Here is a 26838-nt window from a genome sequence, read left to right on the forward strand (position 1 = left end):
GGCTTTCCTCCGGGCGCTTCCCTTCGGTCTTGCGTTTCCGACTCTATCAGATCTTTTCTCGATCCGATTTCCTCGGTGCTTTCCAGGTTCCCGCTTTTGTTTCGCGGTTTCCTTTCCGGCGGTTCCGACTTTATCAGAAGTTCTGAGTCGGTTTTCCCGGCCCCTCCCGGGACTGGTCCCGGTGCACGAGGCGTACCGGGTTCCCGTTCAGGCGGAGCCGTAAACGTACTGGAGCGGGCCGCCTCGATGCAAATCGAGACGGCCCGCTCCAGGTTCACCCGTACGAGGGGCGTACGAGAGGTCGTTCGTCGCTCAGACCTCCACCACGACCGGGAGGATCATCGGCCTGCGGCGATAGTTGTCGGAGACCCACTTGCCCAGGGTGCGGCGGATGAGCTGCTGCAGCTGGTGGGGTTCGACCACGCCGTCCTGGGCGGAGCGCTCCAGGACCTCGGTGATCTTCGGGATGACGTCCCCGAAGGCGGAGTCCTCGATGCCCGAGCCGCGGGCCTGGATGTGCGGGCCGCCGGTGATCTTGCCGGTGGAGGAGTCCACGACCACGAAGACCGAGATGATGCCCTCGTCGCCGAGGATCTTCCGGTCCTTCAGCGCCGGCTCGCCGACGTCGCCGACGGAGAGGCCGTCGACGTAGACGTAACCCGCCTGGACCTTGCCGGAGATCTTGGCCTTGCCCTCGACGAGGTCGACGGCGACGCCGTCCTCGGCGATGACGATGCGGTCGTGCGGGACGCCCGTCATGGCGCCCAGCTCGGCGTTGGCGCGCAGGTGGCGCCATTCGCCGTGAACCGGCATCAGGTTCTTCGGGCGGCAGATGTTGTAGAAGTACAGCAGCTCGCCCGCCGAGGCGTGGCCGGAGACATGGACCTTGGCGTTGCCCTTGTGGACGACGTTCGCGCCCCAGCGGGTCAGGCCGTTGATCACGCGGTAGACCGCGTTCTCGTTGCCGGGGATGAGGGACGAGGCCAGGATCACCGTGTCGCCGGGGACGATACGGATCTGGTGGTCGCGGTTGGCCATGCGGGACAGGGCGGCCATCGGTTCGCCCTGGGAGCCCGTACAGACCAGGACCACCTCGTGGTCCGGCAGGTCGTCGAGCGTCTTGACGTCCACCACCAGGCCCGGCGGGACCTTCAGGTAGCCCAGGTCCCGTGCGATGCCCATGTTGCGGACCATGGAGCGGCCGACGAAGGCGACCCGGCGGCCGTACTCGTGGGCGGCGTCCAGGATCTGCTGGATGCGGTGGACGTGGCTGGCGAAGCTGGCCACGATGATCCGCTTGCGGGCGCCCGCGAAGACCGTGCGCAGGACGTTGGAGATGTCCCGCTCGTGCGGGGTGAAGCCGGGGACCTCGGCGTTGGTGGAGTCGGTGAGGAGGAGGTCGATGCCTTCCTCGCTCAGCCGTGCGAACGCGTGTAGATCCGTCAGACGGTTGTCCAGCGGCAGCTGGTCCATCTTGAAGTCACCCGTGTGGACCACCATGCCGGCGGGGGTGCGGATCGCGACGGCGAGGGCGTCCGGGATGGAGTGGTTGACGGCGATGAACTCGCAGTCGAAGGGGCCGATGCGCTCGCGGTTCCCCTCCGCCACCTCGAGGGTGTACGGGCGGATGCGGTGCTCCTGGAGCTTGGCCTCGATGAGGGCGAGGGTCAGCTTGGAGCCGATCAGCGGGATGTCCGGCTTCTCGCGCAGGAGGTAGGGGACGGCTCCGATGTGGTCCTCGTGGCCGTGGGTCAGGACGATGCCCTCGATGGCGTCCAGACGGTCACGGATGGACGAGAAGTCCGGCAGGATCAGGTCGATTCCGGGCTGCTCCTCCTCGGGGAAGAGCACTCCGCAGTCGACGATCAGGAGACGGCCGCCGTACTCGAAGACCGTCATGTTCCGGCCGATCTCGCCGAGACCGCCGAGTGGGGTGACCCGCAGGCCGCCCTCGGGGAGCGGCGGGGGCGGGCTCAGTTCGGGATGCGGATGACTCAAAAGACTCTCCTCAAACACGCGCGCCACGTACCGGTAGGGCACGTGGCGCGCGTGACGTTCGTGCAGAAGCAGTTGTCGTTGTGGATCGCAGGCACCGGTGTCCTGCTTATTCAGTTGTGAAGTCCGTTGTCAGAGCTGTACCCCGCCCGCGGCAAGATCGATCTTGAGCTGCTCGATCTCTTCCGGCGAGCACTCGACCATGGGCGAGCGCAGCGGGCCCGCGGGCAGGCCCTGGAGGGCCAGAGCGGCCTTGGTGGTCATGACGCCCTGGGTGCGGAACATACCCGTGTAGACCGGGAGCAGCTTCTGGTGGATCTCGGTGGCCTTCTGGACGTCTCCGGCGACGAAGGCGTCGACGAGGGCCCTCAGGTCCGGGGTGACGACGTGGCCGACGACCGAGACGAAGCCGACCGCGCCCACGGAGAGCAGCGGCAGGTTCAGCATGTCGTCGCCCGAGTACCAGGCGAGGCGGGAGCGCGCGATGGCCCAGCTCGCGCGGCCCAGGTCGCCCTTGGCGTCCTTGTTGGCGACGATCCGCGGGTGCTCGGCGAGGCGGACGAGCGTCTCGGTGCTGATCGGGACGCCGCTGCGGCCGGGGATGTCGTAGAGCATGACCGGCAGCTCGGTGGCGTCGGCGACCGCCGTGAAGTGGCGGTACAGGCCCTCCTGAGGGGGCTTGTTGTAGTACGGGGTGACGACCAGGAGGCCGTGTGCGCCGGTCTGTTCGGCGGCCTTGGCCAGTTCGATGCTGTGGTGGGTGTCGTTGGTGCCGACACCGGCCACGATGTGGGCCCGGTCGCCGACGGCCTCCAGGACGGCTCGTACGAGGTCCGATTTCTCCGCGTCGCTGGTGGTGGGGGACTCGCCGGTGGTGCCGTTGATGATCAGGCCGTCGTTGCCTGCGTCCACCAGGTGGGTGGCGAGCCGCTGAGCGCCGTCGAGGTCGAGTGCGCCGTCCGCCGTGAAGGGCGTGACCATGGCGGTGAGGACCCGCCCGAAGGGGGTCTGCGGAGTGGAGGTCGGAGCCATGGGTTACACGCTACTCGTTGCTCCCCGTGTGGTCTGCCCTCGGGGGGTTACGAAAAGTCACGACAAATGCGGATCCCGGTACTGCCTGCTCGGGGGTTCAAGCAGTACCGGGTCCGTTTGATCAGGCTAGATGAACTTCTCCAAATGCCGCAATACGGACACTTCGCGCGGATGACCGTACATGTGTGCCGGAAGGGAGAACAGGCCTTCGCCCCGGGGGCGACACGACCGTTCCTTCGTTACGGAGCGACACGGCCATTGGCGTTGAAAGCGGCGTACGTGAGCGGCATGAGCTTCGCCCACTCGGCCTCCATCTTCTCGCCGACCATCTCGATCTCCCGCTGCGGGAAGGACGGCACCTTGGCCAGCTCGTGCTGGGTGCGCAGGCCGAGGAAGTGCATCAGCGAGCGGGCGTTGCAGGTGGCGTACATCGAGGAGAAGAGGCCGACCGGCAGGACCGAGCGGGCGACCTCGCGGGCGACGCCCTGGGCCAGCATCTCCTGGTAGGCCTCGTACGCCTGCCGGTAGGAGTCCTCCATGGCCTTGCCGACGAACTCGTGCTGCTCGGGGGTGCCCTCGACGAAGACGTACTTGCCCGGGCGGCCCTGCTGCACGAGCTTGCGGGAGGTGCCCGGGACGTAGAACACCGGCTCCAGCTCCCGGTAGCGGCCCGACTCCTCGTTGTAGGACCAGCCCACGCGGTGCCGCATGAACTCGCGGAACACGAAGATCGGGGCGCTGATGAAGAAGGTCATCGAGTTGTGCTCGAAGGGGCTGCCGTGCCGGTCCCGCATCAGGTAGTTGATCAGGCCCTTGGAGCGCTCGGGGTCCTTCTTCAGCTCGTCCAGGGACTGCTCGCCGGCGGTGGAGACACGGGCGGCCCACAGCACGTCGGAGTCGGACGCGCTGTGCTTGACCAGCTCGACGGTGACGTCGCTCCGGAAGCTGGGCGTGAGGGCGGCGGCGGGGGTGTCTGTCACGGGTCGGAGGGTCCCTTCCATCACTTCTGCGGGCGGCGCCCACTCTACGGGGCGCGGACGGTGACCCCCGGTCGTCGGGGAGGCCGGCGCCGACCGTGGACCACTCCTCTCCGGCGCAACAGTCACAGCCGTCACAGCAGCCGCAGGCCTCTCAGGGACCCTGACGCGGTAGCCTCACCGGGCACAGCCCACGCATGGACGAGTGAGGACCAGCCGTGCCCCTGCCCTTCCTGACGGCCGACCGCCCCTTCGAGGCGGCGGACGATGTCGCGCTGCCCTTCGAGGACCGTGAGCACTGGCGGCGCCCCTACCGGCCCGGTCCCTGGCGGGTCGCGACGGCCGCGCTGGCGCTGCTGCTCGCCTCGTACGTGCTGCTCGCGGCGGTCGTGATCGCGCTCACCGCCTCGGCCTCCGAGGCCGGAGTGATCCTGGGGATCTCACTGCTGGTGATCGCGGCTGCGCTGCGGCTGCTGCGCATGGGCGTGTGGGTGAGCTCGCGCGGGCTGCGGCAGGTGCGGTTCCTCCTCACACGGACGGTGCCGTGGGACCGGGTCGCGGCCGTGCGGACCGTGCAGCAGCCCGTGCGCTGGCTGGGGCTGCCGCGGACCCTCCAGGGGCAGGCGCTGGTCGTCGTACGGCGTGACCGGGCGACGGAGGAGGCCGCGGTGCTGATGACGACGCACGGTGCGGACTTCCTGGGGCGGGCCGAGGGCTTCGACCGGGCCGCGGACGCGGTGGAGGCGTGGGCCGCGGAGAACCGGCCCGTCTGACACCGTCGTACGCCGAAGGGGCCGGTCCGCATCGGGTGCGGGCCGGCCCCTTCGGCGTACGGCGACGATGTGCTCGCGGGGCTCAGGCGGCCCCGATCCGCCTGCCGTCGTGGAGACTGATCGCTCGCTGCATCGCCTTGCGGGCGCGCGGGGTGTCGCGGGCGTCGTGGTAGGCGACCGCCAGCCGGAACCAGGTGCGCCAGTCGTCGGGGGCAGCCTCGGTCTCGGCCTTGCGCTGGGCGAAGACCTCGTCGGCCGAGTCGCGGTCGATCCGGCCGGCGGGGGTGCGCTTGAGCTCGTCGACGGGCAGGCCGCCCTCGGCGTCGAGTTCCGCGGCGAGGGCGTTGGCTCGGCGGACGAACTGGGTGTTCTTCCACAGGAACCAGACGCCGATGACCGGCAGGATCAGCACCGAGATCCCGAAGGTGACGGTGATGACCGTGCCGGACTGTATGAGCATGACGCCACGGCTGCCGACCAGGACGAAGTAGAAGACCAGGACGGCGGCCGTGAGGGCGTAGGAGAGCTTCGCGCGCATGTCGGGGCGGATCTCTAGTTCAGGTCCAGGAAGTGCTCCAGGCCGAAGGTGAGGCCCGGAGTCGTCACCACCCGGCGGGCGCCGAGCAGGATGCCCGGCATGAAGCTGCTGTGGTGCAGGGAGTCGTGGCGGACGGTCAGGGTCTCGCCCTCGCCGCCCAGCAGGACCTCCTGGTGGGCCAGCAGACCGCGCAGCCGGACGGCGTGGACGGGGATTCCGTCGACGCTCGCGCCGCGCGCGCCGTCCAGGGCCGTCTCGGTGGCGTCCGGCGCCGGGGCGGTGCCGGCCGCGCGGCGGGCCTCGGCGATGAGCTGGGCGGTGCGCGTGGCGGTGCCGGAGGGGGCGTCGACCTTCTTCGGGTGGTGCAGTTCGACGACCTCGACGGACTCGAAGTACGGCGCGGCGATCTGCGCGAACTTCATGGTCAGGACCGCGCCGATGGAGAAGTTCGGCGCGATGAGGACGCCTGTCCGCGGGGAGGCGGCCAGCCAGCCCTTCAGCTGCGCGAGGCGCTCGTCGGTCCAGCCCGTCGTGCCGACGACGGCGTGGATGCCGTGTCCGACGCAGTACTCGAGGTTGTCCATGACGGAGGCGGGCGTGGTGAGTTCCACGGCGACCTGGGCGCCGGTCTCCGCCAGCGTCTCCAGCTTGTCGCCCCGGCTCAGGGCGGCCACCAGCTCCAGGTCCTCGGCGGCCTCGACCGCCCGTACCGCCTCGGAGCCGATCCGGCCCTTGGCGCCGAGGACCGCCACGCGCAGCTTGCTCATCTGTTGTGCTTCCTTACGGGAGTGGATTAGGCGACGGCGTCGTGCAGCCGGGAGGCCTGCTTGTCCTTGAGCGGGCCGATGACCGACAGCGACGGGCGCTGTCCCAGGATGTCGCGGGCCACCGAACGGACCTCGTCCGGGGTGACCGCCGCTATCCGGGTCAGCATGTCGTCGACGGACATCTGCTCGCCCCAGCACAGCTCACTCTTGCCGATGCGGTTCATGAGCGCACCGGTGTCCTCCAGGCCGAGCACCGTGGAGCCCCTGAGCTGGCCGATGGCACGCTCTATCTCGTCGTCGGACAGCCCGTGTCCGGCGACGTGGTCGAGCTCGTCGCGGCAGATCTTCAGCACGTCGTGGACCTGCGACGGCCGGCAGCCGGCGTAGACGCCGAAGAGGCCGCAGTCGGCGAAGCCGGAGGTGTAGGAGTACACGCTGTAGGCCAGGCCGCGCTTTTCGCGGACCTCCTGGAAGAGGCGGGAGGACATGCCGCCGCCGAGGGCGGTGTTCAGCACGCCGAGCGCCCAGCGGCGGTCGTCGGTGCGGGACAGGCCGGGCATGCCGAGGACGACGTGCGCCTGCTCGGTCTTGCGGCCGAGCAGTTCGACCCGGCCCGCGGTGCGGAGGGTGCGTCGGCCGTCGCGCGGGGCGATCGGGTCGGCGCCCGGGTTCTTGAACGCGCCCGCCTTCTCGAAGGCCGCGCGGACCTGGCGTACGACCTTGTTGTGGTCGATGTTGCCGGCGGCCGCCACGACCAGGTGCGTCGGGTCGTAGTGCTTCTTGTAGAAGCGGCGGATGCGGTCGGCGGTGAGGGCGTTGACCGTGTCGACGGTGCCGAGGACCGGGCGGCCGAGGGCGTTGTCGCCGAACATGGTGTGCGCGAACAGGTCGTGCACACAGTCGCCGGGGTCGTCCTCGGTCATGGCGATCTCTTCGAGGATCGCGCCGCGCTCGACGTTGACGTCCTCCTCGAGGATGAGGGAGCCGGTCAGCATGTCGCAGACGACGTCTATGGCGAGCGGCAGGTCGGTGTCGAGCACGCGCGCGTAGTAGCACGTGTACTCCTTCGCCGTGAACGCGTTCATCTCGCCGCCGACGGCGTCGATGGCGGAGGAGATGTCCAGCGCGCTGCGCCGGGTCGTGCCCTTGAAGAGCAGGTGCTCCAGGTAGTGCGTGGCGCCGTTCAGCGAGGGGGTCTCGTCGCGGGAGCCGACGTGGGCCCAGATCCCGAAGGTCGCGGAGCGGACCGAGGGGAGGGTTTCGGTGACGATGCGCAGGCCGCCGGGGAGGGTGGTCTTGCGGACCGTGCCGATGCCGTTCTCGCCCTTGATCAGGGTTTGGGTACGGGCGACGGCCCGCGCCTCCGAAGAGGTGCGGGCCGTCGCCTTGGAGCTACTCGACGTCACTTGTCGGTGTCGTCCTTCTGCTCGTCCGAGCCTTCCTCGCCCTCGATCACGGGGATCAGGGAGAGCTTGCCGCGGGAGTCGATCTCGGCGATCTCGACCTGGACCTTCTGGCCCACGCCGACGACGTCCTCGACGTTCTCCACGCGCTTGCCGCCGGCCAGCTTGCGGATCTGCGAGATGTGCAGCAGACCGTCCTTGCCGGGGAGCAGGGAGACGAACGCGCCGAAGGTGGTGGTCTTGACGACCGTACCCAGGTAGCGCTCGCCGACCTCGGGCATCGTCGGGTTGGCGATGCCGTTGATCGTGGCGCGGGCGGCCTCGGCGGCCGGGCCGTCGGCGGCACCGATGTAGATGGTGCCGTCGTCCTCGATCGTGATCTCGGCGCCGGTGTCCTCCTGGATCTGGTTGATCATCTTGCCCTTCGGGCCGATGACCTCGCCGATCTTGTCCACGGGGATCTTGACGGTGATGATCCGCGGGGCGTTGGGGGACATCTCGTCCGGCGTGTCGATCGCTTCCATCATCACGTCGAGGATGTGGAGGCGGGCGTCACGGGCCTGCTTGAGGGCGGCGGCCAGGACGGAGGCCGGGATGCCGTCCAGCTTGGTGTCGAGCTGGAGGGCGGTGACGAACTCCTTGGTGCCGGCGACCTTGAAGTCCATGTCGCCGAAGGCGTCCTCCGCACCGAGGATGTCGGTGAGGGCGACGTAGTGCGTCTCGCCGTTGATCTCCTGGGAGATCAGGCCCATGGCGATACCGGCGACGGGGGCCTTCAGGGGCACACCGGCGTTCAGCAGCGACATGGTGGAGGCGCAGACCGAGCCCATGGACGTCGAGCCGTTGGAGCCGAGGGCCTCGGACACCTGGCGGATCGCGTAGGGGAACTCCTCGCGCGTCGGCAGGACCGGCACGATGGCGCGCTCGGCGAGGGCGCCGTGGCCGATCTCGCGGCGCTTGGGGGAGCCCACGCGGCCGGTCTCGCCGACGGAGTACGGCGGGAAGTTGTAGTTGTGCATGTAGCGCTTGCGGGTCACCGGGGAGAGGGTGTCCAGCTGCTGCTCCATGCGGAGCATGTTGAGGGTGGTGACGCCCAGGATCTGGGTCTCGCCACGCTCGAACAGGGCCGAACCGTGGACCCGCGGGATGGCCTCGACCTCGGCGGCGAGCGTACGGATGTCCGTCACGCCGCGGCCGTCGATGCGCTTCTTCTCCTTGATCACGCGCTCGCGGACGAGCTGCTTGGTCAGGGAGCGGTACGCGGCGGAGATCTCCTTCTCACGGCCCTCGAACTCCGGCAGGAGCTTCTCGGCGGCGAGCGCCTTGACGCGGTCCAGCTCGGCCTCGCGCTCCTGCTTGCCCGCGATGGTCAGCGCGGAGGTGAGCTCCGGGCGGACGGCGGCGGACAGCGCCTCCAGGACGTCGTCCTGGTAGTCGAGGAAGACCGGGAACTCGCCGGTCGGCTTCGCGGCCTTGGCGGCGAGGTCGGCCTGGGCCTTGCAGAGCACCTTGATGAAGGGCTTCGCGGCGTCCAGACCGGAGGCGACGACCTCCTCGGTCGGCGCCTCGGCGCCGCCCTGGACCAGCTGGATGGTCTTCTCGGTGGCCTCGGCCTCGACCATCATGATCGCGACGTCGCCGTCCTCCAGGACGCGGCCCGCGACGACCATGTCGAAGACGGCGTCCTCGAGCTCGGTGTGCGTCGGGAAGGCGACCCACTGGCCGTTGATCAGCGCGACGCGGACGCCGCCGATCGGGCCGGAGAAGGGCAGACCGGCCAGCTGCGTGGACGCGGACGCGGCGTTGATCGCCACGACGTCGTACAGGTGGTCGGGGTTGAGGGCCATGATCGTGGCGACGACCTGGATCTCGTTGCGCAGGCCCTTCTTGAAGGACGGGCGCAGCGGGCGGTCGATCAGGCGGCAGGTGAGGATGGCGTCCTCGGAGGGACGGCCCTCACGGCGGAAGAAGCTGCCGGGGATCTTGCCGGCGGCGTACATCCGCTCCTCGACGTCCACCGTCAGGGGGAAGAAGTCGAGCTGGTCCTTGGGGTTCTTGGAGGCGGTGGTGGCCGACAGCACCATGGTGTCGTCGTCCAGGTAGGCGACGGCGGAGCCGGCGGCCTGGCGGGCCAGGCGGCCCGTCTCGAAGCGGATGGTGCGGGTGCCGAAGGCGCCGTTGTCGATGACGGCCTCGGCGTAGTGGGTCTCGTTCTCCACTAGCGTTTTCTCCGTTACTTGTCGTCTTTTGTCCCCTGGCTGCCCGTGTGGCAGGGGGACGGTGGCGGAGAAGCGCTCCGTGCTGTGCGGGCCGGTCTTCGATCGAAGCACCCGGGGCTCGCTTCCCCCGGGGGCCACTACCGAGGACCGGCGGCGGCTGGGTGCGCGTCTCCTCGTTCGGTGGGTGATGACGCCCTACCCGTAGTGAGTACGTGTCATCACTCTGTGTCGTGCGTCTTGCGTTGTGCTACCACACTACAAAGGGGCGGTGACAGTCCGCACCTTTCCGTACGTACAGCAAAAGGGAGCGGCCCCCTTCGAACGGGAACCGCTCCCCTCCCTGGCGTCTTACTTGGCGCCGGCCGCACCGCGGCGGATGCCGAGGCGGTCGACCAGCGTACGGAAGCGCTGGATGTCCTTCTTGGCCAGGTACTGCAGCAGGCGGCGGCGCTGGCCGACGAGGATCAGCAGACCACGGCGGGAGTGGTGGTCGTGCTTGTGGGTCTTGAGGTGCTCGGTCAGGTCGGAGATCCGACGCGAGAGCATGGCGACCTGGACCTCGGGGGAGCCGGTGTCGCCCTCCTTCTGGCCGAACTCGGCGATGATCTGCTTCTTCGTAGCGGCGTCGAGCGACACGCGTACTCCTCGTAGTCTTTGAGTGGCCACCGAGTGCCCCCGGTCTGTGTCTCGGGGGAGCTTCCGTTACTCGGGAGGCGGGGATCCGCTGGGCGCGGCCTCCAGGGCCTGGGTCAGGCTCCGGGGGTGCGTACACAAACGGCCGATGGACAGGGTACCAGGAGGTGGCAGGCGTCTTCTCCCCGGTATCCGAATCCTCGCCGCCGCGGAAAGCGGACCACTAGGGTGACGCTCGGATCGTGGACGGAGCGAAGGTCGGCAATGCGACGAGCCGGGCAGTCGGCACCTCGGGCAGTCGGCACGTCGGGAAGGGGACGCTGCGGCATGGCGGAGACGGAAGCGGAGATGAAGGCGCGCAAGGAGCGCGAGCGGGACGAGCTGTACGCGCTCGACATCTCCGGCGTCGAGTGGAAGTGCGCTCCCGGTACGGAGGAGCACGAGGAGCGCGTCGAGATCGCGGACCTGCCCGGCGGGGCGGTGGCGATGCGGTCCTCGCTCGACCCGGACACCGTGCTGCGCTACACGGAGGGGGAATGGCGGGCGTTCGTGCTCGGGGCGCGGGACGGGGAGTTCGATCTGGAGCCGGCGGCGCACGACGAGGAGCGGGCGGCACGGTAGCCCGTCGGCGCCGGCCGCCGCTCCTCGGGCGTCACGAACTCCTGTGGGCGTCGCTCTCGATGCCGAGGACCAGATACACCCACTGCGGATCGGTCTTGGCGGGGCCGTCGACCGCCTTCCGGCCGAAGAAGAGGCGGCCGTCCTGGACGAGGATGTCGTTGTACTCCGTCATGTCCATCAACTCCGCCTCGGCCGGCAGGTTGAAGTAGAAGTACGGGGTCTCCTCGCCGCTCGCGGGATCCAGACTGACCAGCCCGGTGGGCGTGATGTGGTCGTCGCTGTCCCGCAGCGCGAGGAGGCGGTCGCCGCTCATCCGTACCGGGTAGAGCAGGGAATTGGGTCCGGCGTCGAACTTCCTGGTGCTGTTCCCGGTCGCCAGGTCGAAGCCGATGACCCAGTTGGAGATGCTCTTGTCGGCCTTGTCGGTCATCTCCTTGCTCCGCAGGAAGACCTGGCCGTCGCCGACGGCGATGGTCGGGCAGTCGTCGACGACGAGGTAGTCGCCGTACGAGCACTCGCCGACGTAGGTGCCGTTCTGCAGGCGGATCGTGGCGCGGTTCTTGCCCTTGTCGTCGAGGGACAGCAGTTCGGTGATGCCGATGTCGCCCGCGGAGACGGCGATGAGCGCCGGTTCGGCGGAGGGGATGTCGACCTCGCGGACGCCCTTGGCGGCGGAGTAGGTCCACAGGACGCGGCCGGTGTCCGGGTCCAGCTTGCGGACCTTGTAGGTGGCGTACTCGTAGGAGTCGACGGGGAGGTCCTTGTCGTCGCTCCAGCACTTCTGGCGTACGAGCAGCGCGCCTCCGCCGGCGGCGCCCGCGTCATGGCAGGGGGCGGTCGCCTTGACGCTCCACCGCTGCCTGCCGTGGTCCATGTCGTACGCGAGCGTGCCCCCGCCCCAGGTGACGGCGACCGTGTCATGGGTGAGGGTCACGCTCGGGGGGTCCTGGTAGCTGCCGCTGCTCGGCTTCTTCGGGGCTGCGCCGAGGCCGTACACCGGGAAGTCGTGGGACCAGATCTCGCGGCCGTCGTCGAGGTCGAAGTAGGCGACGTGGTCGCAGAACGCGCCCTCGTCGGAACTGGCCCGGTACAGGACGGCGGTGCGGTGGTCGCCGGTCACATGGCGGGTGTAGCCGCAGATGGGGCCGTCGAGGGTGAGCTTCCACCGCTCGTCGCCGGGTGCGGCGTCGGTGCCGATGGCTAGGCCGGCGACGGTCTTGTTGATGCCCTTGGCGAGGATCTTGTCGGTGGCCCACATGCCGGGCATCTCGTAGTGCTCGCCGGGGCTCATGTCGTCCAGGGAGAAGCGGAAGGCGCGGGTGCCGACGGTGCTCGCGGGCCGTTTCTCGACGGTCTCCCGGACGTCGAGGCGGCCCTGCGCGGCGGTGGTTCCCCTCTTGGCTCCGGTGCCGGCGTCGTCGCCGCCCCGGAGGAGGAGGCCTGCGACGACGAGCGCCACGACGAGGGCGCCGGCCGACGGCCACACCAGCAGCTTCCGGCGGCGTCTGGCGCGGTCGGCCTCGGCGGCGAGGGTGGACTGGGTGAAGACGGACGGGGGTGGGCCGAAGCTCACGCTCGCTGTTCCTTTCCCTTCGCTGAGCTCAGCTCGTCATGGACCGGGCGGTGGCGTACACGTCGAAGACCGCCAGCGCCAGCGGGAGCAGGGTCAGCAGGACGAAGCCCTCGGCGATCTCCATGAACCGGCCCCAGAACGGGGTGAGCCCGCCGCGTGAGGCGATCAGGCCGATCGCGGTGACGATCGCGGCCGCGGCCGCGATCGCCGCGACCAGCCAGATCGTGCGGAGGTCCAGGCCGCTGCGGTCGCCGGTCAGGGCGTCGTGGAACACCGAAACGGGCGGGTTGAGCGCCAGGCCGAGGCCGAGCAGCACCAGCGAGCCGAGGCCCGCGGCCAGGACGGGGGCGACCTGGGCGGTGTAGCGGAAGAGGTGGGCGCGCATCAGCAGGGCGACGCCGGTCGCGAGGGCGAGCAGTTGGGCCCACAGGTCGTCGGAGAAGCCGAGGACCGCGCAGGAGCCGACGGCGAGGATCGCGCAGCCGCCGACCAGGCCGACCAGGAGTTCGTGGCCGCGGCGGGCCTGGGCGGTGATGCGCTCGACGTCGACCGGCTCCTGGGGGGCGGGGTCGGCGCCGTACGCGCTGCGCGGGGCGGAGTCCCGGGCGTCGTAGCCGATCGGCAGCCGGGCGAACCGCATGGACAGGCCTGGCAGGAACGCGAGGGCGCCCACGCCCAGGGGGGCGCACAGGGCGGCGATCTCGGAGGGCGTCCAGTGCGCGAGGATCCCCGCGAAGACGGCGGCCAGGGCGACGCCCGAGGCGACGACACAGGAGACGAACGGGCCGTCGCCGGCCGGGGAGCACAGGGTGAGCAGGACCGCGGCCACCAGTACCGCCGCGCAGGCCAGGAGGAACTGCAGCTTGCCGATGCCCTGGCCGTCGGCGAGCGGGAGGAGGCCGGAGCCGGCCACGCCGATGTTCGGCAGGGCGCCGAGGCCCAGGGCGACGGCCGAGGCGCGGTCGTCGTAGACGCGGGCCCGCACACAGGCGAGGGCGACGAGGAGGACGCCGGCGACGGCGGCGAGGATGCCGGGCAGCGCGTTCATGTCGTGGCGCGGGTCGCCCGTCCAGGCCACGAAGGCGAGCAGGGCCGGCAGGACGCCGCCGCCGACGAGGCCCGCGGCCCGGGTCAGTTCGCCGCCCCACAGGGTGCGTTCGCGGGTGACCGCGGCGGCGACGGCCTCGGACACGTCGTCATGGACGGCCGGGGGAAGCGACTCCGAGAAGGGGCGCAGGGTGAGGAGTTCGCCGTCGAGGATGTGCTGGGCGGTGAACGAGCGGGAGCCGTCGAGGACGGTGCCGTCCCGGCGTACGAGGTGGTAGCCGACCGGGGCGCCCTCGGCGGGGCTCTGCCGGGAGAGCCTGAGGATCTCTGGGTAGATGTCGACGACCGGGATGTCGTCGGGGAGGGCGACGTCGATCCTGCTGTCGGGCGCGACGATGGTGACCCGGCAGAAGCCCAGTCCCGTTCCCGGTCCGGAGGGCGCTCCCGTTCCGTGCCCTCCCCCGGTGGCTGCCGCGGACGCCGTGATGCTCACCTTCTGCTCCCCCTCAGTGCTGGTTGTCGCGTCTGCTCGCGTGTGCCGTGTGTCGGTGCTGTGAAAGTGCTGCGCCGGTTCGCGCCCGATCGGGCCCGTGGGTCCGGCCGGACGACGAGACGGGCGCCGTCGGGCGGCCGCGGAGCGCCGAACCGTTCCCAATCGCACGGAATGTTCCGGCGTCCCGGGCCCAAGTCGTATGTGCTCACGCGAACATCCGGCACCCTACCGCCCCCTCGTCACACGAGAAGTCAGTAGGATCACGCGGCGGCCTGCGTCCGCCTGACACGGGGTGGCGGACGGTACTTTCCGGAACTGCCCGGGGCCGTTGAGGGAATTGGTGAGCAGTGAGCCACATCGTCGTGAAGCGGCCGCCCAGGTCGCTGCCGTCCGAAGTGCCCACGGGCGAGATCGCCGTACAGCCCCCGCCGGAACTGCCGCGGGGGAACCAGGAGAGCGTGCTGATGCAACTCCTGCCGACGCTCGGCATGGGTGGCTCGGTGGTCTTCTTCTTCACGAGCGGGCAGCCGTTCATGAGGATCATGGGCATGGTCATGATCGCCTCGACGGTGGCCATGTCCGTCGCGATGGTGATCCGCTTCCGCCGCGGCTCCCAGGGGCAGTTGGCGGATCTGCGCCGTGACTACCTCAGCTATCTGGCGCAGACCCGGCGCACCACGCTGGAGACCGCGAAGACGCAGCGGGACGCGCAGTACTACCTGCACCCCTCCCCCGAGCAGCTGTGGGCGCTGGTCGCCGAGGGCAGCCGAGTGTGGGAACGGCGGCCGGGCGACGAGGACTTCGCCCAGGTCCGGATCGGCCTCGGCGCCCAGTCGCTGGCCACACCTCTCCTCGCCCCGGAGACCGGCCCCGTCGAGCAGCTGGAGCCGCTGACAGCAAGCGCCCTGCAGCGCTTCCTCGCCGTGCACGGCACCCTGGACGACCTGCCGATGGCGGTCTCCCTGCGCGCCTTCTACTGGGTGACGGTCAGCGGCGAACCGGTGTCCGTACGGTCCTCCGCCCGCGCCCTGGCCGGTTCGCTGGCCGCGATGCACTCGCCCGAGGACCTCGTCGTCGTGGTCGCGGCGGGCCGAGAGGAACTGCCGCACTGGGAGTGGGCCAAGTGGCTGCCGCACGTGCAGGCGTCGGACGCCGTGGACGGCGCGGGCAGCCGCCGGCTGATCGGCAGTGACTCGCGCGAGCTGGAGAACCTGCTCGCCTCCCGCCTCACCGGTCGGCCGCGCTTCCACCCCAACTCCGCTCCCCTGCCGGACGAACCGCACATCGTCGTCCTCCTCGACGGCCTCTCCCTCCCCCAGGACTCCCTGCTGGCCAACCCCGAGGGCCTGCAGGGCGTCACCGTCCTGGAGATCGTGCCAGGCGAGCTGACCGGAGCGGGCGGCGAGCTCAACATCGTCGTACAGCCGGGCGCGCTGCACCTGGAGTCCGGGCACGGCGGTGTCTACGAGGGGACGCCCGACACTCTGTCGTACGAGTCCGCGGAGGTGCTCGCGCGGCAGCTGGCGCCGCTGCGGATGGCGTCCGGCGGGGACGACGACGAACCGCTGCTGGCGAACCTGGAGTTCACCGACCTGCTCAACCTCGGTGACGCGGCGTCCGTCGACCCCCGGCGCACCTGGCGGCCGCGGTCGCTGGCGGAGCGGCTGCGGGTGCCGATCGGTGTCGGAGAGGACGGCCGCCCCGTGATGCTGGACCTCAAGGAGGCCGCGCAGGAGGGCATGGGCCCGCACGGCCTGTGCGTCGGCGCGACCGGTTCCGGCAAGTCGGAACTCCTGCGCACCCTGGTGCTGGGCCTGGCGGTCACCCACTCCTCCGAGACCTTGAACTTCGTGCTCGCCGACTTCAAGGGCGGCGCGACCTTCGCCGGCATGGCGCAGATGCCGCATGTGGCGGCCGTCATCACCAACCTGGCCGACGACCTCACCCTGGTCGACCGCATGGGCGACTCCATCCGCGGCGAGCTGAACCGACGTCAGGAGATGCTGCGGGACGCGGGCAACTACGCCAACATCCACGACTACGAGAAGGCCCGGGCGGCCGGCGCCCCGCTCCAGCCGATCCCCTCGCTGGTCCTGGTGATCGACGAGTTCAGCGAGCTGCTCACCGCCAAGCCGGACTTCATCGAGATGTTCGTGCAGATCGGCCGGATCGGCCGCTCGCTCGGCGTGCATCTGCTGCTGGCCTCGCAGCGCCTGGAGGAGGGCCGGCTGCGCGGCCTGGAGACGTATCTGTCGTACCGGATCGGTCTGCGCACCTTCTCGGCGGCGGAGTCCCGTGCGGCGCTGGGCGTGCCCGACGCCTACGAGCTGCCGAACGTGCCGGGTTCCGGCTTCCTGAAGTTCGGCACGGACGAAATGCTGAGGTTCAAGGCGGCGTACGTCTCCGGCGTCTACCGTTCGGGCGCGCAGCGGGTGGCGCTGGGCGGCGGGCCGCTGCCGGTGGACCGGCGGCCGGTGCTGTTCACTGCGGCGGAGGTGCCGGTGCAGTACGTGCCGGTGCCCCGGCAGCGATCCGGCGCGTCCTCGGGGGACGAGCCGGAGGTGGACGAGGCGCTCGCGGACACCGTCCTCGACGTGATCGTGCGGCGGCTGGAGGCGCAGGGCCCGGCGGCGCACCAGGTGTGGCTGCCCCCGCTGGACAGCCCGCCGTCGCTCGACGTGCTCCTGCCCGGCCTCACGGCGGTCCAGGGCCGCGGGCTCGCCCAGCCCGGCTACGAGGGCGCCGGCCGGCTGGTGGTCCCCGTCGGTCTGGTGGACAAGCCGTACGAGCAGCGCCGCGACGCGCTCTGGGTGGACTTCTCGGGCGCGGCCGGCCATATGCAGATCCTCGGCGGCCCGCAGTCCGGCAAGTCGACCCTGCTGCGCTCGCTGATCTGCTCCTTCGCACTGACCCACACCCCGCACGAGGTCCAGTTCTACGGCCTCGACTTCGGCGGTGGCGGCATGGCGGCGGTGGCCGGACTGCCGCACGTCGGCGGGGTGGCCTCGCGTCTGGACCCGGAGCGGGTGCGGCGCACGGTGGCCGAGGTGTACGGCGTGATGACCCGCCGCGAGGAGTACTTCCGCGCGGCCGGCATCTCCTCCATCGCCGATTTCCGGGCCAAGCGGGCGCGCGGCGAGATCTCGGTGACGGACCAGCCCTGGGGCGATGTCTTCCTGGTCGTCGACGGGTGGGGGAACTTCCGCGCGGACTACGAGGCGATGGACCAGATCGTCCACGAGATCGCGGCGCGCGGTCTCGGCTATGGCATCCATCTGGTCCTGACGGCTTCGCGCTCGATGGAGGTCAGGGCCGCCCTCAAGGACCATCTGATGAACCGTCTGGAGCTGCGGCTCGGCGACACGATGGACTCCGAGCTCGACCGCAAGGTCGCCGCCAACGTCCCGTCGGGCGTCCCCGGCCGGGGCCAGTCACCCCAGAAGCTGCACTTCATGGCGGCGGTCCCGCGCATCGACGGTCTCGCCTCGGACACGGACCTCTCCGACGCCACGCAGGCGCTGGCCGCGGAGGTCTCCCGGCACTGGCAGGCGGCGCCCGCGCCGGAGGTACGGCTGCTGCCGCGCGAGTTCCCGGCGGCTCAGCTGCCGGCGGGCGACCGCTTCCCGCGCCAGGGAGTCGCCTTCGCGCTCGACGAGAACAACCTCGAACCGGTCTTCGTCGACTTCGAGCAGGACCCCTTCTTCCTCGTCTTCGGCGAGAGCGAGTCGGGCAAGTCGAACCTGCTGCGCCTGCTGATCAAGCAGCTGACGGAGCGCTACTCGGGTGACGAGTGCAAGCTGTTCGTCGTCGACAACCGGCGCTCTCTGCTGGACGTGACCCCGTCCTCCCACCTGGCCGAGTACATCCCGATGTCCAACGCCATGGAGCACCACATGTCCGCGCTCGCCAACCTGATGCAGCGCCGGACCCCGACGGCGGACGTGACGGCACAGCAGCTGCGGGACCGCAGCTGGTGGCAGGGGCCGACGGTGTTCGTCGTCATCGACGACTACGACCTGGTCGCGACGTCGAGCGGCAACCCGCTGGCAGGGTTGACGGAAATGCTGCCGTTCGCCCGGGACGTGGGCGTCCGCTTCATCATCGCCCGCTCCACGGCCGGCGCGGGCCGGGCCTCCTACGAGGCGTTCATGCAGCGGATCAAGGAACTGGGCGCCCAGGGCGTGGTCCTGGCCGGCGACCCGGGAGAGGGCGACCTCCTCGGCGGGGTGCGGCCGCGGCCGATGCCCGCGGGGCGGGGGGTCTTTGTTTCTCGACGGCGAGGGAAGCCGTTGGTGCAGGTGGGGTGGTCGCCGGAGGGGGCGTACTGATGGTCGGTGTCGGGATCTTCATGCTTTTGCTGGCCGCGGTGCTCGTCGGGCTCGGCGGGGCCGACCAGCGGGCGCTGTGGTGGCGGTTCCAGGCCAAGCGGTTCCGGGATCCGGAGGCGAACGAGCCCTCGGACTCCGAGTACCGGTCGAAGCGGATCGTGGCGTTCGTCTGTGCGGCGTTCATGGTGGGCCTGGCCGTATGGACGTTTTCGCTGGCTGCCCAGATGTGAGACGACGGCGCGGGGCAGCAGGGGCAGCGGGGGCAGCACGGGCAGCACGGGCAGCACGGGCAGCACGGGCAGCACGGGCAGCAGGGCCACCCCACCCGTCAAGTCGTACAACCGTGAATTGGGGAAAGTATGGTGAGATCCGTGAACTCGCTTGCATCGAGTTCACGGATCTGGCCTGTTGGTAGCTGATGGGGCCGGCCCGCCGATGCGCGGGCTTCACGGGGACACGGGGAAGGGGTTCACGCGTGGCGTGGGACGAATGGGAGCAGCTGAAGACGGAGGCCGCCGCGGGCGGCTCGCCCCATATGCAACTGAACCAGCTGGATCCCGGCAGCGGCCCGGTACGCCCCGCGCCGGATCCCGCTGAATACGGTGACCTGAGGGCCAACCAGGATGATCTGGGGAAGATCGGCACCAACGCCTTCAAGCTGTACAACGACCTCTGGGACAAGGGCCGCAGGGCGGTACCCACCAGCGAGAGCGCCGCGAGCACCCTCAGCAAGGGCGGTTTCGCCCTGGGCAGCGCGCTCCAGCACGTGGCTCTGCGCTGGGACGAACAGCTGGGGTCCCTCAGAGACGCCTGCGCGCACATCTCGAACCACATGACCGTCACGAAGAAGTTGCACGCCGGCGATGACCACTACATCCGACGCCAGATGAGCAGCATCGACCTGCTGGACTCGTACTTCGACGAGCGCGTCGGTGAACCGGGCAAGCCCAACTCGGTGTACGGCGAGAAGGACGACAAGAAGGGCAAGGACTGATGGATCTCGACGCCCTTCGCAACGCCGACTTCGCCCTGCTCGACGACGCCGTGGACGACTGGTCGACGATGGTCGGGGACCTGGAAACGCTGATGGACTCGGCCGACAAGGGCCTGCGCGGCGCCGCGAACAAGGCGCGCTGGGCGGGGGTCAACGCCACCGTCTCGAAGGAGTTCATCGGCAAGACGGCCGGCGAGTTCACCGACGCGCACAGCCAGGCTTCGTCCATCCACAAGATCCTCAAGGACACCCGGGACGAGCTGAAGAACCACAAGGGGAAGCTGAACGACGCCATCGAGCGCGGCCGTCAGAAGAACCTGACGGTGATCGGCTACGAGGGCGGATTCACCGTCACGTCGAACGTCCCGCCGGAGGGACGCGCCCAGCAGGACAAGGACCACGCGGGCGAGATCACCGCCCTGCGCGACGAGATCCAGGGGATCCTGGACAAGGCCACCGAGAGCGACACCACGGCCGGCACCGTGCTGATGGCCATCGCCGACCAGAGCAAGCTGGGGTTCTCGGACGTCGACTACTCCGACCGGGACTCCGCGGCCAAGGCGTTGAAGGACGCCGAGGAGCTGGCGGACCTGGCGAAGCAGAAGCCCGAGGATCTGTCGCCCGCGGAGTTCGACCGGCTCAACCAGGGGCTGAAGGACCACGCCGGCGACCCACTGTTCGCGGAACGCTTCGCCACGCGCCTGGGAGCGCAGGGCACCCTGGACTTCTGGACGGGCATCAACGACCACAGCGCCTGGAAGGTCGGCCAGGCGCGGAGCGACCAGTTCGACGACCTGCAGAAGAATCTCAGCCTTACGCTCGCCACGGCTTCCCAGAGCGACAACGCCGACATGACGACATGGAAGTCGAACATGGTCGACCTGGTCGACAAGCCGGTCGGCCGCAGCGGCGGCTTCCCGCTCGGCGGTCAGGTCATGTCCAACCTCATGCGGTGGGGTGACTACGACGACCGTTTCCTCGTCGACTACGGCGACAAGCTGATCGAGACGGAGAAGAAGTTCACGAGCAACGGCCGCCACGGCGCCTGGACCCGCACCGGCGGCGACCCCCTCCTCAACCGCACCGGCACCGACTCGGGCTGGGACCCGATGACCGGCTACCTCAAGGCCCTCTCCAACAGCCCCGACGCGGCCACGGACTTCTTCAACGGCACCTTTGTCACGAAGGACGAGGACCACGACTTCACCCACGACACGGACGGCGACGGCAAGCAGGGCCGCCGGACCCTGAGCAACTTCGACTACCTCTTCGAGGAACGCGACTGGCCGCAGGACCGGGACGACAAGGGCGAGGACAGCATCGCGGGGCGGAACAACCTGGCCCTGGCGTTGGAGGCGGCTACTACGGGGCATCCGGCGGGGGAAATGCCTACCGCGGACACTCCGCCGCACAATGCCGGGCAGACCAAGCTCGTGGAGAGCCTCGTGTCATCCATCTCGGAGAAGCCGTCACTTCTCACCGGAAACGGCTACATGTCCGACAGTATCGGCCAGATTGCGGCGGAATACATGCCGGACATTCATCGCGGACTGCATGCCGGAACCAAGGGCGAAGCAGAACTGTTCCCCATCGCGGGCTCGGCAGCGGACCTGAGCGAACGGGACACCACTCGTTTCCTCTACACGCTAGGCCGTAATCCCGAGAGTTACGCGGCAGTGAACCTGGGCCAGAACAGCTACACGACCCAGCTGATGCAATACCACTTCGAGCACCCCGACGTGTATGCCAACGACCCGGCCTTCGACCGGGAAGACCGCCTCAAGCAGGGAATAAACGACATCGCCCGTACCGCGGGCCAGATCGAGGGCATGATCGGCGCAGGCCGGGCCTACGAGAGCGAACTCGAGGGCGGCATCAAGGACGCCGACTACAACGCCAAGATCGAGAGTATTGGTACGTGGGGCGGCACCGCCGTCGGTATCGGGGTGGGCATGGCCACGGCGCCGCTCACCGGTCCTGGTGGGGCCATCATCGGAGACCTGGCGGGCACAGCCGCCGACGAAATCATCAGCGGTATCACCGAGGGGTCCTTGAAGGACAGTTCCGGAGAAGTCGTCTACCGCAACGGCGAAAAGATCGAGGACACCAGGTCCTCGACATACACGGCGGTTGAAGCGGCAGCGCAGAAGGCGGGCAAGAACTCCGGCCACAGCTATCCACTCATCGAGGCTTCCGTGGGAACCTCTGCCGAGGGCGGATTCGACAGCGCTCGCACGAAGATCCACGACTACCTCGACGGTGAGGGAATTCCCAGGCAACTCGACACGGAAGACTGACAGGTGAAACTCACTCGCCCCAAGGTTCTACTCGCCGCCGGAGTCGTGTGCTCGCTGGCTCTCCTCGCAGGAGTCGCGTACGCGTTCAAATTCCCGCCTTTCAAGGAGAAGGGTGAGATCAAGGCAGAAGAGGTCTGTGCTTCTCTGGGCTCCTCGTCCAGCGCCGCCAAGGCCTTGAGAAAGGTCCTGCCCGAAGAGCCCTCGTACTCCTTCGAAGACGACGTGAAACTCCGCGTCGATGTCACGGACACGGGCTACGAGTCGTCGTGCTTCGTCTCCGGAGGCGGCAATCAGCTACTGGTCGCGAAAGCACTCCTGATGGAGGACGAGTCGGCAACGAGCTGGACGCAGTGGGTCAAGGGGACGGCTGCGAACGATGCGTCCGTCGCGTCGCTGACGCCCTTCATTGCCGGCAAGGGAGCAGTCGCCTCCAGCAGGTTCGCGGCCGTCTTCGTGCCCTGTACCTCAGAGGGGAAGATTCCGGGTGGTCAGTACAACCTCAGCATCGCCGTGGAGCTGAAGCAGGCAGGAGATGCCAGCGCTTCTGCGACTCGTGACGAGCTGATCGCTCTGGCGAAGAACGCTGTTTCCTACGCTCATGGCAAGGCCAAGTGCGACATGGCACTCACGCTCGCCTGACGACAGAGGGTGGGCACCTTCCTGGCGTGCCCACCCTCCCGCAGTCAGCCGCCGAACCATCAAGTCCGCCATCGACGCACCACAAGGGGTCCAGGGCAAGGGCGTGTTCGTCATCGCCGTGCCCGTGAACGACAGCACCGACAGCTGAAGGGCAAGCCCCGCTGCTTGAAGTGCTGACACAGCGACAGGGTGGGCACCTCCCGTGCGTGCCCACCCTGTCGCTGTTCTGCCCAGCCTTACTGGAAGTAGCTGGCGCCCTTCAGGTCGCCGCCGCGGTAGTCACCGCCGGCGGTGTGGACCTGCTTCGAGATCTGGACCAGCGCCGCGTGGATGCCCCGGGCGTGCCTGTCCCACTCACCGGACTTCTTCTGGAACTCGTCGAACGCCTCGCCGCCCCAGCCCGAGGACACGTTGAGCACGGCCTGCTTCAGAGCCTCGAGGTCCTCCTCGAGCTTCTTGGCCTGGTCGCCGAGTTCGGTGGCGAGCGCGTCCATGGTGCCGTACGTGACGGCGAGTTCGTCGTAGTGGACTCCGGACATGGTTCCCTCGTTTCTTCGAAGATTGACGGTATTGGCTCAGTGCCGCCGACGGCTCGTCAGTAGCTGTTGAGCGCCGAGGTCTTTCCGCCGAGGTCCTCCACCGAGATCTTGTTCATGTCGGCGGTGATCTGGTCTTCGAGGTTGGCCTTGTCGGTCTTGGTCATGTGGATGCCCTCGAGGAAGTCGTCGAGCATCTTGCCGATCGAGACCATGTGGCCGTTGATCTCCGTCTGCTTCTGGTTGAACGCGAGGGCGCCCTGGCCCGTCCACGACCTCTCGATCATGTCGATCGTGCCCTGCAGCTTCGCCAGCGACTGCCTGATGTTGTCGTACCGGTCGATGACCTCGGTCTGGAGCTTCTGTACGTCGCCGTCATTGAGCTTGCGGTCGACCATTTTCGGCACTCCTTTTCGTGAGAGCTGTGGTTCATTTCTGCACGCGTCACCGCGTCGGGGCGATTGTGTGTGGCTGGTCAGTCGTCCGTGAGTCGTACAGACGTCGTCATGCGCGTCGCCGTGAGCGGATCACCGCGAAGGCAACGCCCCCGATCACCAGCACGGCCGCCGCGGCTCCGAGGGCCACCCACATCGTGGTGTTGTCGGACGACTCCGAGCTTGATCCTGCCGCCGAGGTCGCTCCGCCTGAGGTGTCCTTGGGGGCTTGTGACGAGGTTGATGCGGAGGGAGAGGGCGAGGTGGAGGCGTCGGATTCGGCGACGCCGACGTTCGCGTAGCTGAGGGGGTCGGAGGTGGCCGAGCCCGGATTGATGCTGCTGTTCTCGAGCACCTTGCGGGGGCGGACCAGGCCGTAGCCGAGGTAGTTGCTCGGTGTGTCCCTGGGCCAGTCTCGGCCTGCCGTGTCCATCAGAGTGCGCAGGACCTGGTTGGCGGTCCAGTCGGGGTGGGCGGACCAGATGAGGGCAGCGGAGGCCGAGGCTATGGCCGAAGCCATGCTCGTGCCTTCTCCGTCACAGTACGAACGGAACGTGTTGTCGCAATATGTCGGCACGTCGAGACCAGGGGCCGCCAAGTCGACAGAGTCTCCGTGCTCCGAGAACTTGCCGACGGTTCCGGTCTTGTCTGCCGCGGACACCCCGACGACATAAGGGTATGCAGCCGGGTAACCGATGTCGTTCTTGGAGGCGGCGTTGTTTCCGACACTGGCGAACATCAGCTTGCCCTTGGAGTGGGCGTACTTTATGGCCTCCTGCTCATCAGGATAGATATAGGGAACACCGAAGGACATATTGATGATCTTGGCATCCGTGTCGGCGGCAGCTCTGATGGCCTGAGCAGCGTCGGGAGTCTTCGTCGTCTCCGCCTCGCCCTTGAGCCCTTCGATCTTGATCCGGTAGGGAACGATTTTCGCGCCGGGTGCGAGTCCCCTGAGGCCTCCGTCGGCTCCCGTGCCTGCGATGATTTCCGCCATGCTCGTTCCGTGGCCATCGAAATCCTGGGTGGCGTGATAAGCCACGGACTTCGGCACCTCGTCGGCAAGCACCTGCCCCTTCAGGGACGAGGTGTCGGGGTTGACCCCCGTGTCGATGACGGCCACCTTCACGCCCTTGCCGGTGCTCACCTTCCACATGGCGTCGGCATCCATCGCGTCCAAGTACCACTGCTTCGACTGGACGCCGGCGGCGGCCGCGCTCGGGGCCAGCCCAGACGACACGATGGCGAACGCACCGAGTGCGGCACAGACCGTCAGTGCCGGTCTTCCGGCACGTCCTGCGAAGCGCGCAGTCAGTCGGCCGCGCGGGCTGGTCCCTGTCATGCCTGTGTAGATCCTCGCTCGTGTTCAGTCGGTCGCCGGTGGCACATCGCGCCGCTGGGTGTCCTGCCGACGCTCGTCCTCGCGGCCTTCTCGGTTCGTGCTGCGCCGGTTTCCCGTCGGACCGTGCGGAGCTTCCGCGCTGCCTCCGGTGAAACCGCCGTTCCTCCCGGCGGGAGCCCGCCCTGTGGGCGTACCCACGACCCCGTCGGAATTGCCTGCGGTGAGGCGGCCAGTCCGTCCCGGACGAGGGTTGGCGTTGGGCGCCCCGATGACACCCCGCTGCCCGATCCCGCCCGCCGACGCGCGGGCGCCGGTGTTGCCCTCGGCACCCACGACCGTGCCGCGAGGCACCCTGGCACCGGTTGTTCCCGAGGAAGTGCCGTTGGTGGGCCTTCCCCCGACGACACCGTTGCCCCGAGCCGCACCCGTGGGACCGATACCGCCGGCACGTCCGTTGGTCGTGCCTCCCATGGGGCGAGGTGTGCCTCCGGTGACACCACGGCCCATGGGCTGCCTGCCCGCGGCCGCGCCGCCCCCTCGGGCACCTGCCTGTCCCGTGGCGGCGGCGCGGCCCATTGGGCCCGTGGCGCCGCGCGCGCCGGCCGTACCGCCAGGAGTGCCCGCACGTCCCTGTGCCGAGACAGGGGCCCTGTTCCCCGTCGCTCCTCCGAAGCCCGAAGTGCGTCCGGTGGCCTGACCGAAGACGGGAGGGGCTCCGCCGGTGACGGAGGGAGGAACCGTCCCGCCCGAACCCGTTGTCGTCGGCACGTGGGGTGCGAGCTTTTTCGGCTCCTGCTGGGGCAGGGTACCCACACTGTCGATCTTCGTACCGATCTCGCGATCGGGCTGCGTGACGGGGTCGACCTGGCTGTGGGGAGGCGTCAGCGTGTCGTGAGCGCGTGGCCGCTCGACCTGCGAGTTGACCGACCCATGGCTGGAACCGCCCGTGTCACCCGAGGTCGAACCCAAGCTCTGCCCCGCACTCCCACCGGGGTCCCAACCCTCCTTCTGATTGAGCGGTTTAGGCACCCCCACATCCGGCATAGCCTCAAACGTAGGCGCCTCCTGCGCCGCCAGCGTCTCCTCCGACACCGCGTAGAAGGACGCCAGCCGGTTCATCTGGTTGATCGCCTCTTGGCGGTCCTTCTCGGCCTTGACCGCCGCCGCGTACTCCTTGTTGCCGTCGACCTGTTGGGGTGTCGGGATCTCGTCGACCGTCTTGGGGGCGATCCGGTTGTCGCGGGGCGGCATGGAGTTGCGCACGGACGCGAGGCCCGTGGCCGCCGCCGTGATCTGGGTGCCGGCTACTTCGGCGAAGGTGGAGAGCGCGAGGGCGTGCTTGACGAGCTTGTCGCCCCACTCGCGGAAGGCCGTGCCGGACTCGCCCTGCCACTCGACGTTGCCGACGTGGCCCTGGAGTTCCTCGGCGGCCGTCTGGATCGCGTCACGGGCGTTCAAGAGGGCCGTGCCGGCGGACTCCAGGTGTTCCGGGTTGGCGGAATCGACCATGTCGATCATGTCGTTGAGGGCGTGCCCCTCGAAGTCCGTCTTGCCGAACACCCGGATGTTGCCACCGAAGGGGAGACCGCTGACGAGCTCCGAGGCACGGCTGATCATGTTGATCGCGCCGACCTGTGCGGCAACGTGCTCCTTGTCCGCCTGATGCGGATCCGGCTGCTTCTGCTCGTCGCTCACTAATAACCCCCGCCGTAGTTCCCGTCATCGGAACGCTTCTGGCCGGACTCACCGTTCTTCTCAGCCTCAGCCGCAGCCTTCTCCTTGGCCGCCTCCGCCTGCTCCCTGCTGATCTGGGTCTGGATCTCCCAGAACCGGCGCCGCTGATCCTCGTCGAGGTTGCTGAAGTTGCCGTGCGCGCCCAGGACGGCGATCTGCATCGCCTCGATCTGGAGTCCCAGGTTCTTGGAGAGTGTGGTCAGACGTTCGTGGACACGCTCGTACTGGCTGTGCAGGCCCTTGGCCTCGCCGAAGTGGCCCGCGCCGCTGAAGGAGGCCTGGGAGAGCGTGTGCTCCCCGACCTTCTGTGCGCTGCCGGGCGACTCCTCGAACGTGGCCAGCACCGCGTCCACACGCTTCTTGAAGGTTCCGAGCGCCTCCAGGCTGACCTTGAAGCCCGCCATGTCCGCAGGAAGCACGATGCCTTCCTCCCCGTTTCCCCGTACCCCGTACCCCGTTGCCT

22 protein-coding genes are annotated in these 26838 nt (G+C 68.9%); 7 read left to right on the top strand and 15 right to left on the bottom strand.

All coding sequences use genetic code 11. The annotated features are described in order from the left end of the window. Positions 1-312 precede the first annotated feature (312 nt). From ACIRF9_RS33700 to thyX, 3 genes are all read right to left on the bottom strand, one after another. Positions 313-1998, bottom strand: coding sequence for a ribonuclease J (locus ACIRF9_RS33700; protein WP_403829973.1), 1686 nt, complete (start codon positions 1996-1998; stop codon positions 313-315). 129 nt (positions 1999-2127) lie between these two features. Further along, complete coding sequence (gene dapA / locus ACIRF9_RS33705; RefSeq protein ID WP_403829976.1) at positions 2128-3027, bottom strand: 4-hydroxy-tetrahydrodipicolinate synthase; 900 nt, start codon at positions 3025-3027, stop codon at positions 2128-2130. Positions 3028-3266: 239 nt separating this feature from the next. Then, complete coding sequence (gene thyX / locus ACIRF9_RS33710; RefSeq protein ID WP_403829979.1) at positions 3267-4007, bottom strand: FAD-dependent thymidylate synthase; 741 nt, start codon at positions 4005-4007, stop codon at positions 3267-3269. Between the two features lie 215 nt (positions 4008-4222). Between thyX and ACIRF9_RS33715 the strand changes: the two genes are divergently transcribed. Then, a complete protein-coding gene (locus tag ACIRF9_RS33715) occupies positions 4223-4777 on the top strand; it encodes a hypothetical protein (protein WP_403829982.1) in 555 nt (184 codons plus the stop codon). Between the two features lie 82 nt (positions 4778-4859). Here ACIRF9_RS33715 and ACIRF9_RS33720 read toward each other — a convergent pair whose 3' ends face one another. The 5 genes from ACIRF9_RS33720 to rpsO form a co-directional block, all read right to left on the bottom strand. Next, positions 4860-5315 (bottom strand): hypothetical protein, encoded by a 456-nt coding sequence (locus tag ACIRF9_RS33720; RefSeq protein ID WP_403829985.1) that lies wholly within the window; start codon positions 5313-5315, stop codon positions 4860-4862. Between the two features lie 14 nt (positions 5316-5329). Next, positions 5330-6082, bottom strand: a complete 753-nt coding sequence (gene dapB / locus ACIRF9_RS33725) for a 4-hydroxy-tetrahydrodipicolinate reductase (RefSeq protein ID WP_403829987.1) — start codon at positions 6080-6082, stop codon at positions 5330-5332. A 26-nt stretch (positions 6083-6108) separates the two neighbouring features. Further along, positions 6109-7488, bottom strand: a complete 1380-nt coding sequence (locus tag ACIRF9_RS33730) for a M16 family metallopeptidase (RefSeq protein WP_403829990.1) — start codon at positions 7486-7488, stop codon at positions 6109-6111. After that, the gene (locus ACIRF9_RS33735) at positions 7485-9704 is read right to left on the bottom strand and encodes a polyribonucleotide nucleotidyltransferase (RefSeq protein WP_403829992.1); all 2220 of its coding nucleotides are present in this window, start codon (positions 9702-9704) and stop codon (positions 7485-7487) included. The genes ACIRF9_RS33730 and ACIRF9_RS33735 overlap by 4 nt, the downstream gene beginning before the upstream one ends. Before the next feature lie 348 nt (positions 9705-10052). Next, positions 10053-10340, bottom strand: coding sequence for a 30S ribosomal protein S15 (rpsO, locus tag ACIRF9_RS33740; protein WP_016432306.1), 288 nt, complete (start codon positions 10338-10340; stop codon positions 10053-10055). A 324-nt stretch (positions 10341-10664) separates the two neighbouring features. On the opposite strand from rpsO, the gene ACIRF9_RS33745 reads away from it, so the two are divergent. Next, positions 10665-10958 (top strand): DUF397 domain-containing protein, encoded by a 294-nt coding sequence (locus ACIRF9_RS33745; protein WP_403829996.1) that lies wholly within the window; start codon positions 10665-10667, stop codon positions 10956-10958. Positions 10959-10989: 31 nt separating this feature from the next. Here ACIRF9_RS33745 and ACIRF9_RS33750 read toward each other — a convergent pair whose 3' ends face one another. Together ACIRF9_RS33750 and eccD are read right to left on the bottom strand one after the other, a co-directional pair. After that, positions 10990-12531 (bottom strand): PQQ-binding-like beta-propeller repeat protein, encoded by a 1542-nt coding sequence (locus ACIRF9_RS33750; RefSeq protein ID WP_403829999.1) that lies wholly within the window; start codon positions 12529-12531, stop codon positions 10990-10992. Positions 12532-12559: 28 nt separating this feature from the next. Beyond that, entirely contained in the window at positions 12560-14071 is a 1512-nt protein-coding gene (gene eccD, locus ACIRF9_RS33755) for a type VII secretion integral membrane protein EccD (RefSeq protein ID WP_403830001.1), read from the bottom strand. A 347-nt stretch (positions 14072-14418) separates the two neighbouring features. Between eccD and eccCa the strand changes: the two genes are divergently transcribed. From eccCa to ACIRF9_RS33780, 5 genes are all read left to right on the top strand, one after another. Beyond that, positions 14419-18399 (top strand): type VII secretion protein EccCa, encoded by a 3981-nt coding sequence (gene eccCa, locus ACIRF9_RS33760; protein ID WP_403830004.1) that lies wholly within the window; start codon positions 14419-14421, stop codon positions 18397-18399. Continuing rightward, positions 18399-18629 carry a hypothetical protein gene (locus tag ACIRF9_RS33765; protein ID WP_403830007.1) on the top strand — a complete coding sequence of 77 codons (231 nt, stop codon included), beginning with the start codon at positions 18399-18401 and terminating at the stop codon, positions 18627-18629. Before eccCa ends, ACIRF9_RS33765 begins: the two co-directional genes overlap by 1 nt. Positions 18630-18874: 245 nt before the next feature. Then, on the top strand, positions 18875-19393 hold the full coding sequence (locus ACIRF9_RS33770) for a hypothetical protein (RefSeq protein ID WP_403830009.1): 519 nt from the start codon (positions 18875-18877) through the stop codon (positions 19391-19393). Further along, positions 19393-21690, top strand: a complete 2298-nt coding sequence (locus ACIRF9_RS33775; RefSeq protein ID WP_403830012.1) for a DUF6571 family protein — start codon at positions 19393-19395, stop codon at positions 21688-21690. The genes ACIRF9_RS33770 and ACIRF9_RS33775 overlap by 1 nt, the downstream gene beginning before the upstream one ends. 3 nt (positions 21691-21693) lie before the next feature. Beyond that, positions 21694-22329: a hypothetical protein gene (locus ACIRF9_RS33780; RefSeq protein WP_403830015.1), complete on the top strand. Its 636-nt coding sequence runs from the start codon at positions 21694-21696 to the stop codon at positions 22327-22329. Between the two features lie 236 nt (positions 22330-22565). Here the strand turns inward: ACIRF9_RS33780 and ACIRF9_RS33785 are convergent, their stop codons facing one another. From ACIRF9_RS33785 to ACIRF9_RS33805, 5 genes are all read right to left on the bottom strand, one after another. Then, the gene (locus ACIRF9_RS33785) at positions 22566-22868 is read right to left on the bottom strand and encodes a WXG100 family type VII secretion target (RefSeq protein ID WP_403830018.1); all 303 of its coding nucleotides are present in this window, start codon (positions 22866-22868) and stop codon (positions 22566-22568) included. Positions 22869-22924: 56 nt separating this feature from the next. Next, complete coding sequence (locus ACIRF9_RS33790; RefSeq protein ID WP_403830020.1) at positions 22925-23263, bottom strand: WXG100 family type VII secretion target; 339 nt, start codon at positions 23261-23263, stop codon at positions 22925-22927. A 106-nt stretch (positions 23264-23369) separates the two neighbouring features. Continuing rightward, entirely contained in the window at positions 23370-24641 is a 1272-nt protein-coding gene (locus tag ACIRF9_RS33795) for a S8 family serine peptidase (RefSeq protein WP_403830022.1), read from the bottom strand. A 24-nt stretch (positions 24642-24665) separates the two neighbouring features. Further along, positions 24666-26336 (bottom strand): WXG100 family type VII secretion target, encoded by a 1671-nt coding sequence (locus ACIRF9_RS33800; protein ID WP_403830025.1) that lies wholly within the window; start codon positions 26334-26336, stop codon positions 24666-24668. Further along, the gene (locus ACIRF9_RS33805; RefSeq protein ID WP_403830027.1) at positions 26336-26794 is read right to left on the bottom strand and encodes a hypothetical protein; all 459 of its coding nucleotides are present in this window, start codon (positions 26792-26794) and stop codon (positions 26336-26338) included. Before ACIRF9_RS33805 ends, ACIRF9_RS33800 begins: the two co-directional genes overlap by 1 nt. Between the last annotated feature and the right edge of the window lie 44 nt (positions 26795-26838).

This window comes from Streptomyces sp. NPDC096132, from assembly GCF_044763345.1.
In the GTDB taxonomy this organism is placed as follows: Bacteria; Actinomycetota; Actinomycetes; order Streptomycetales; family Streptomycetaceae; genus Streptomyces.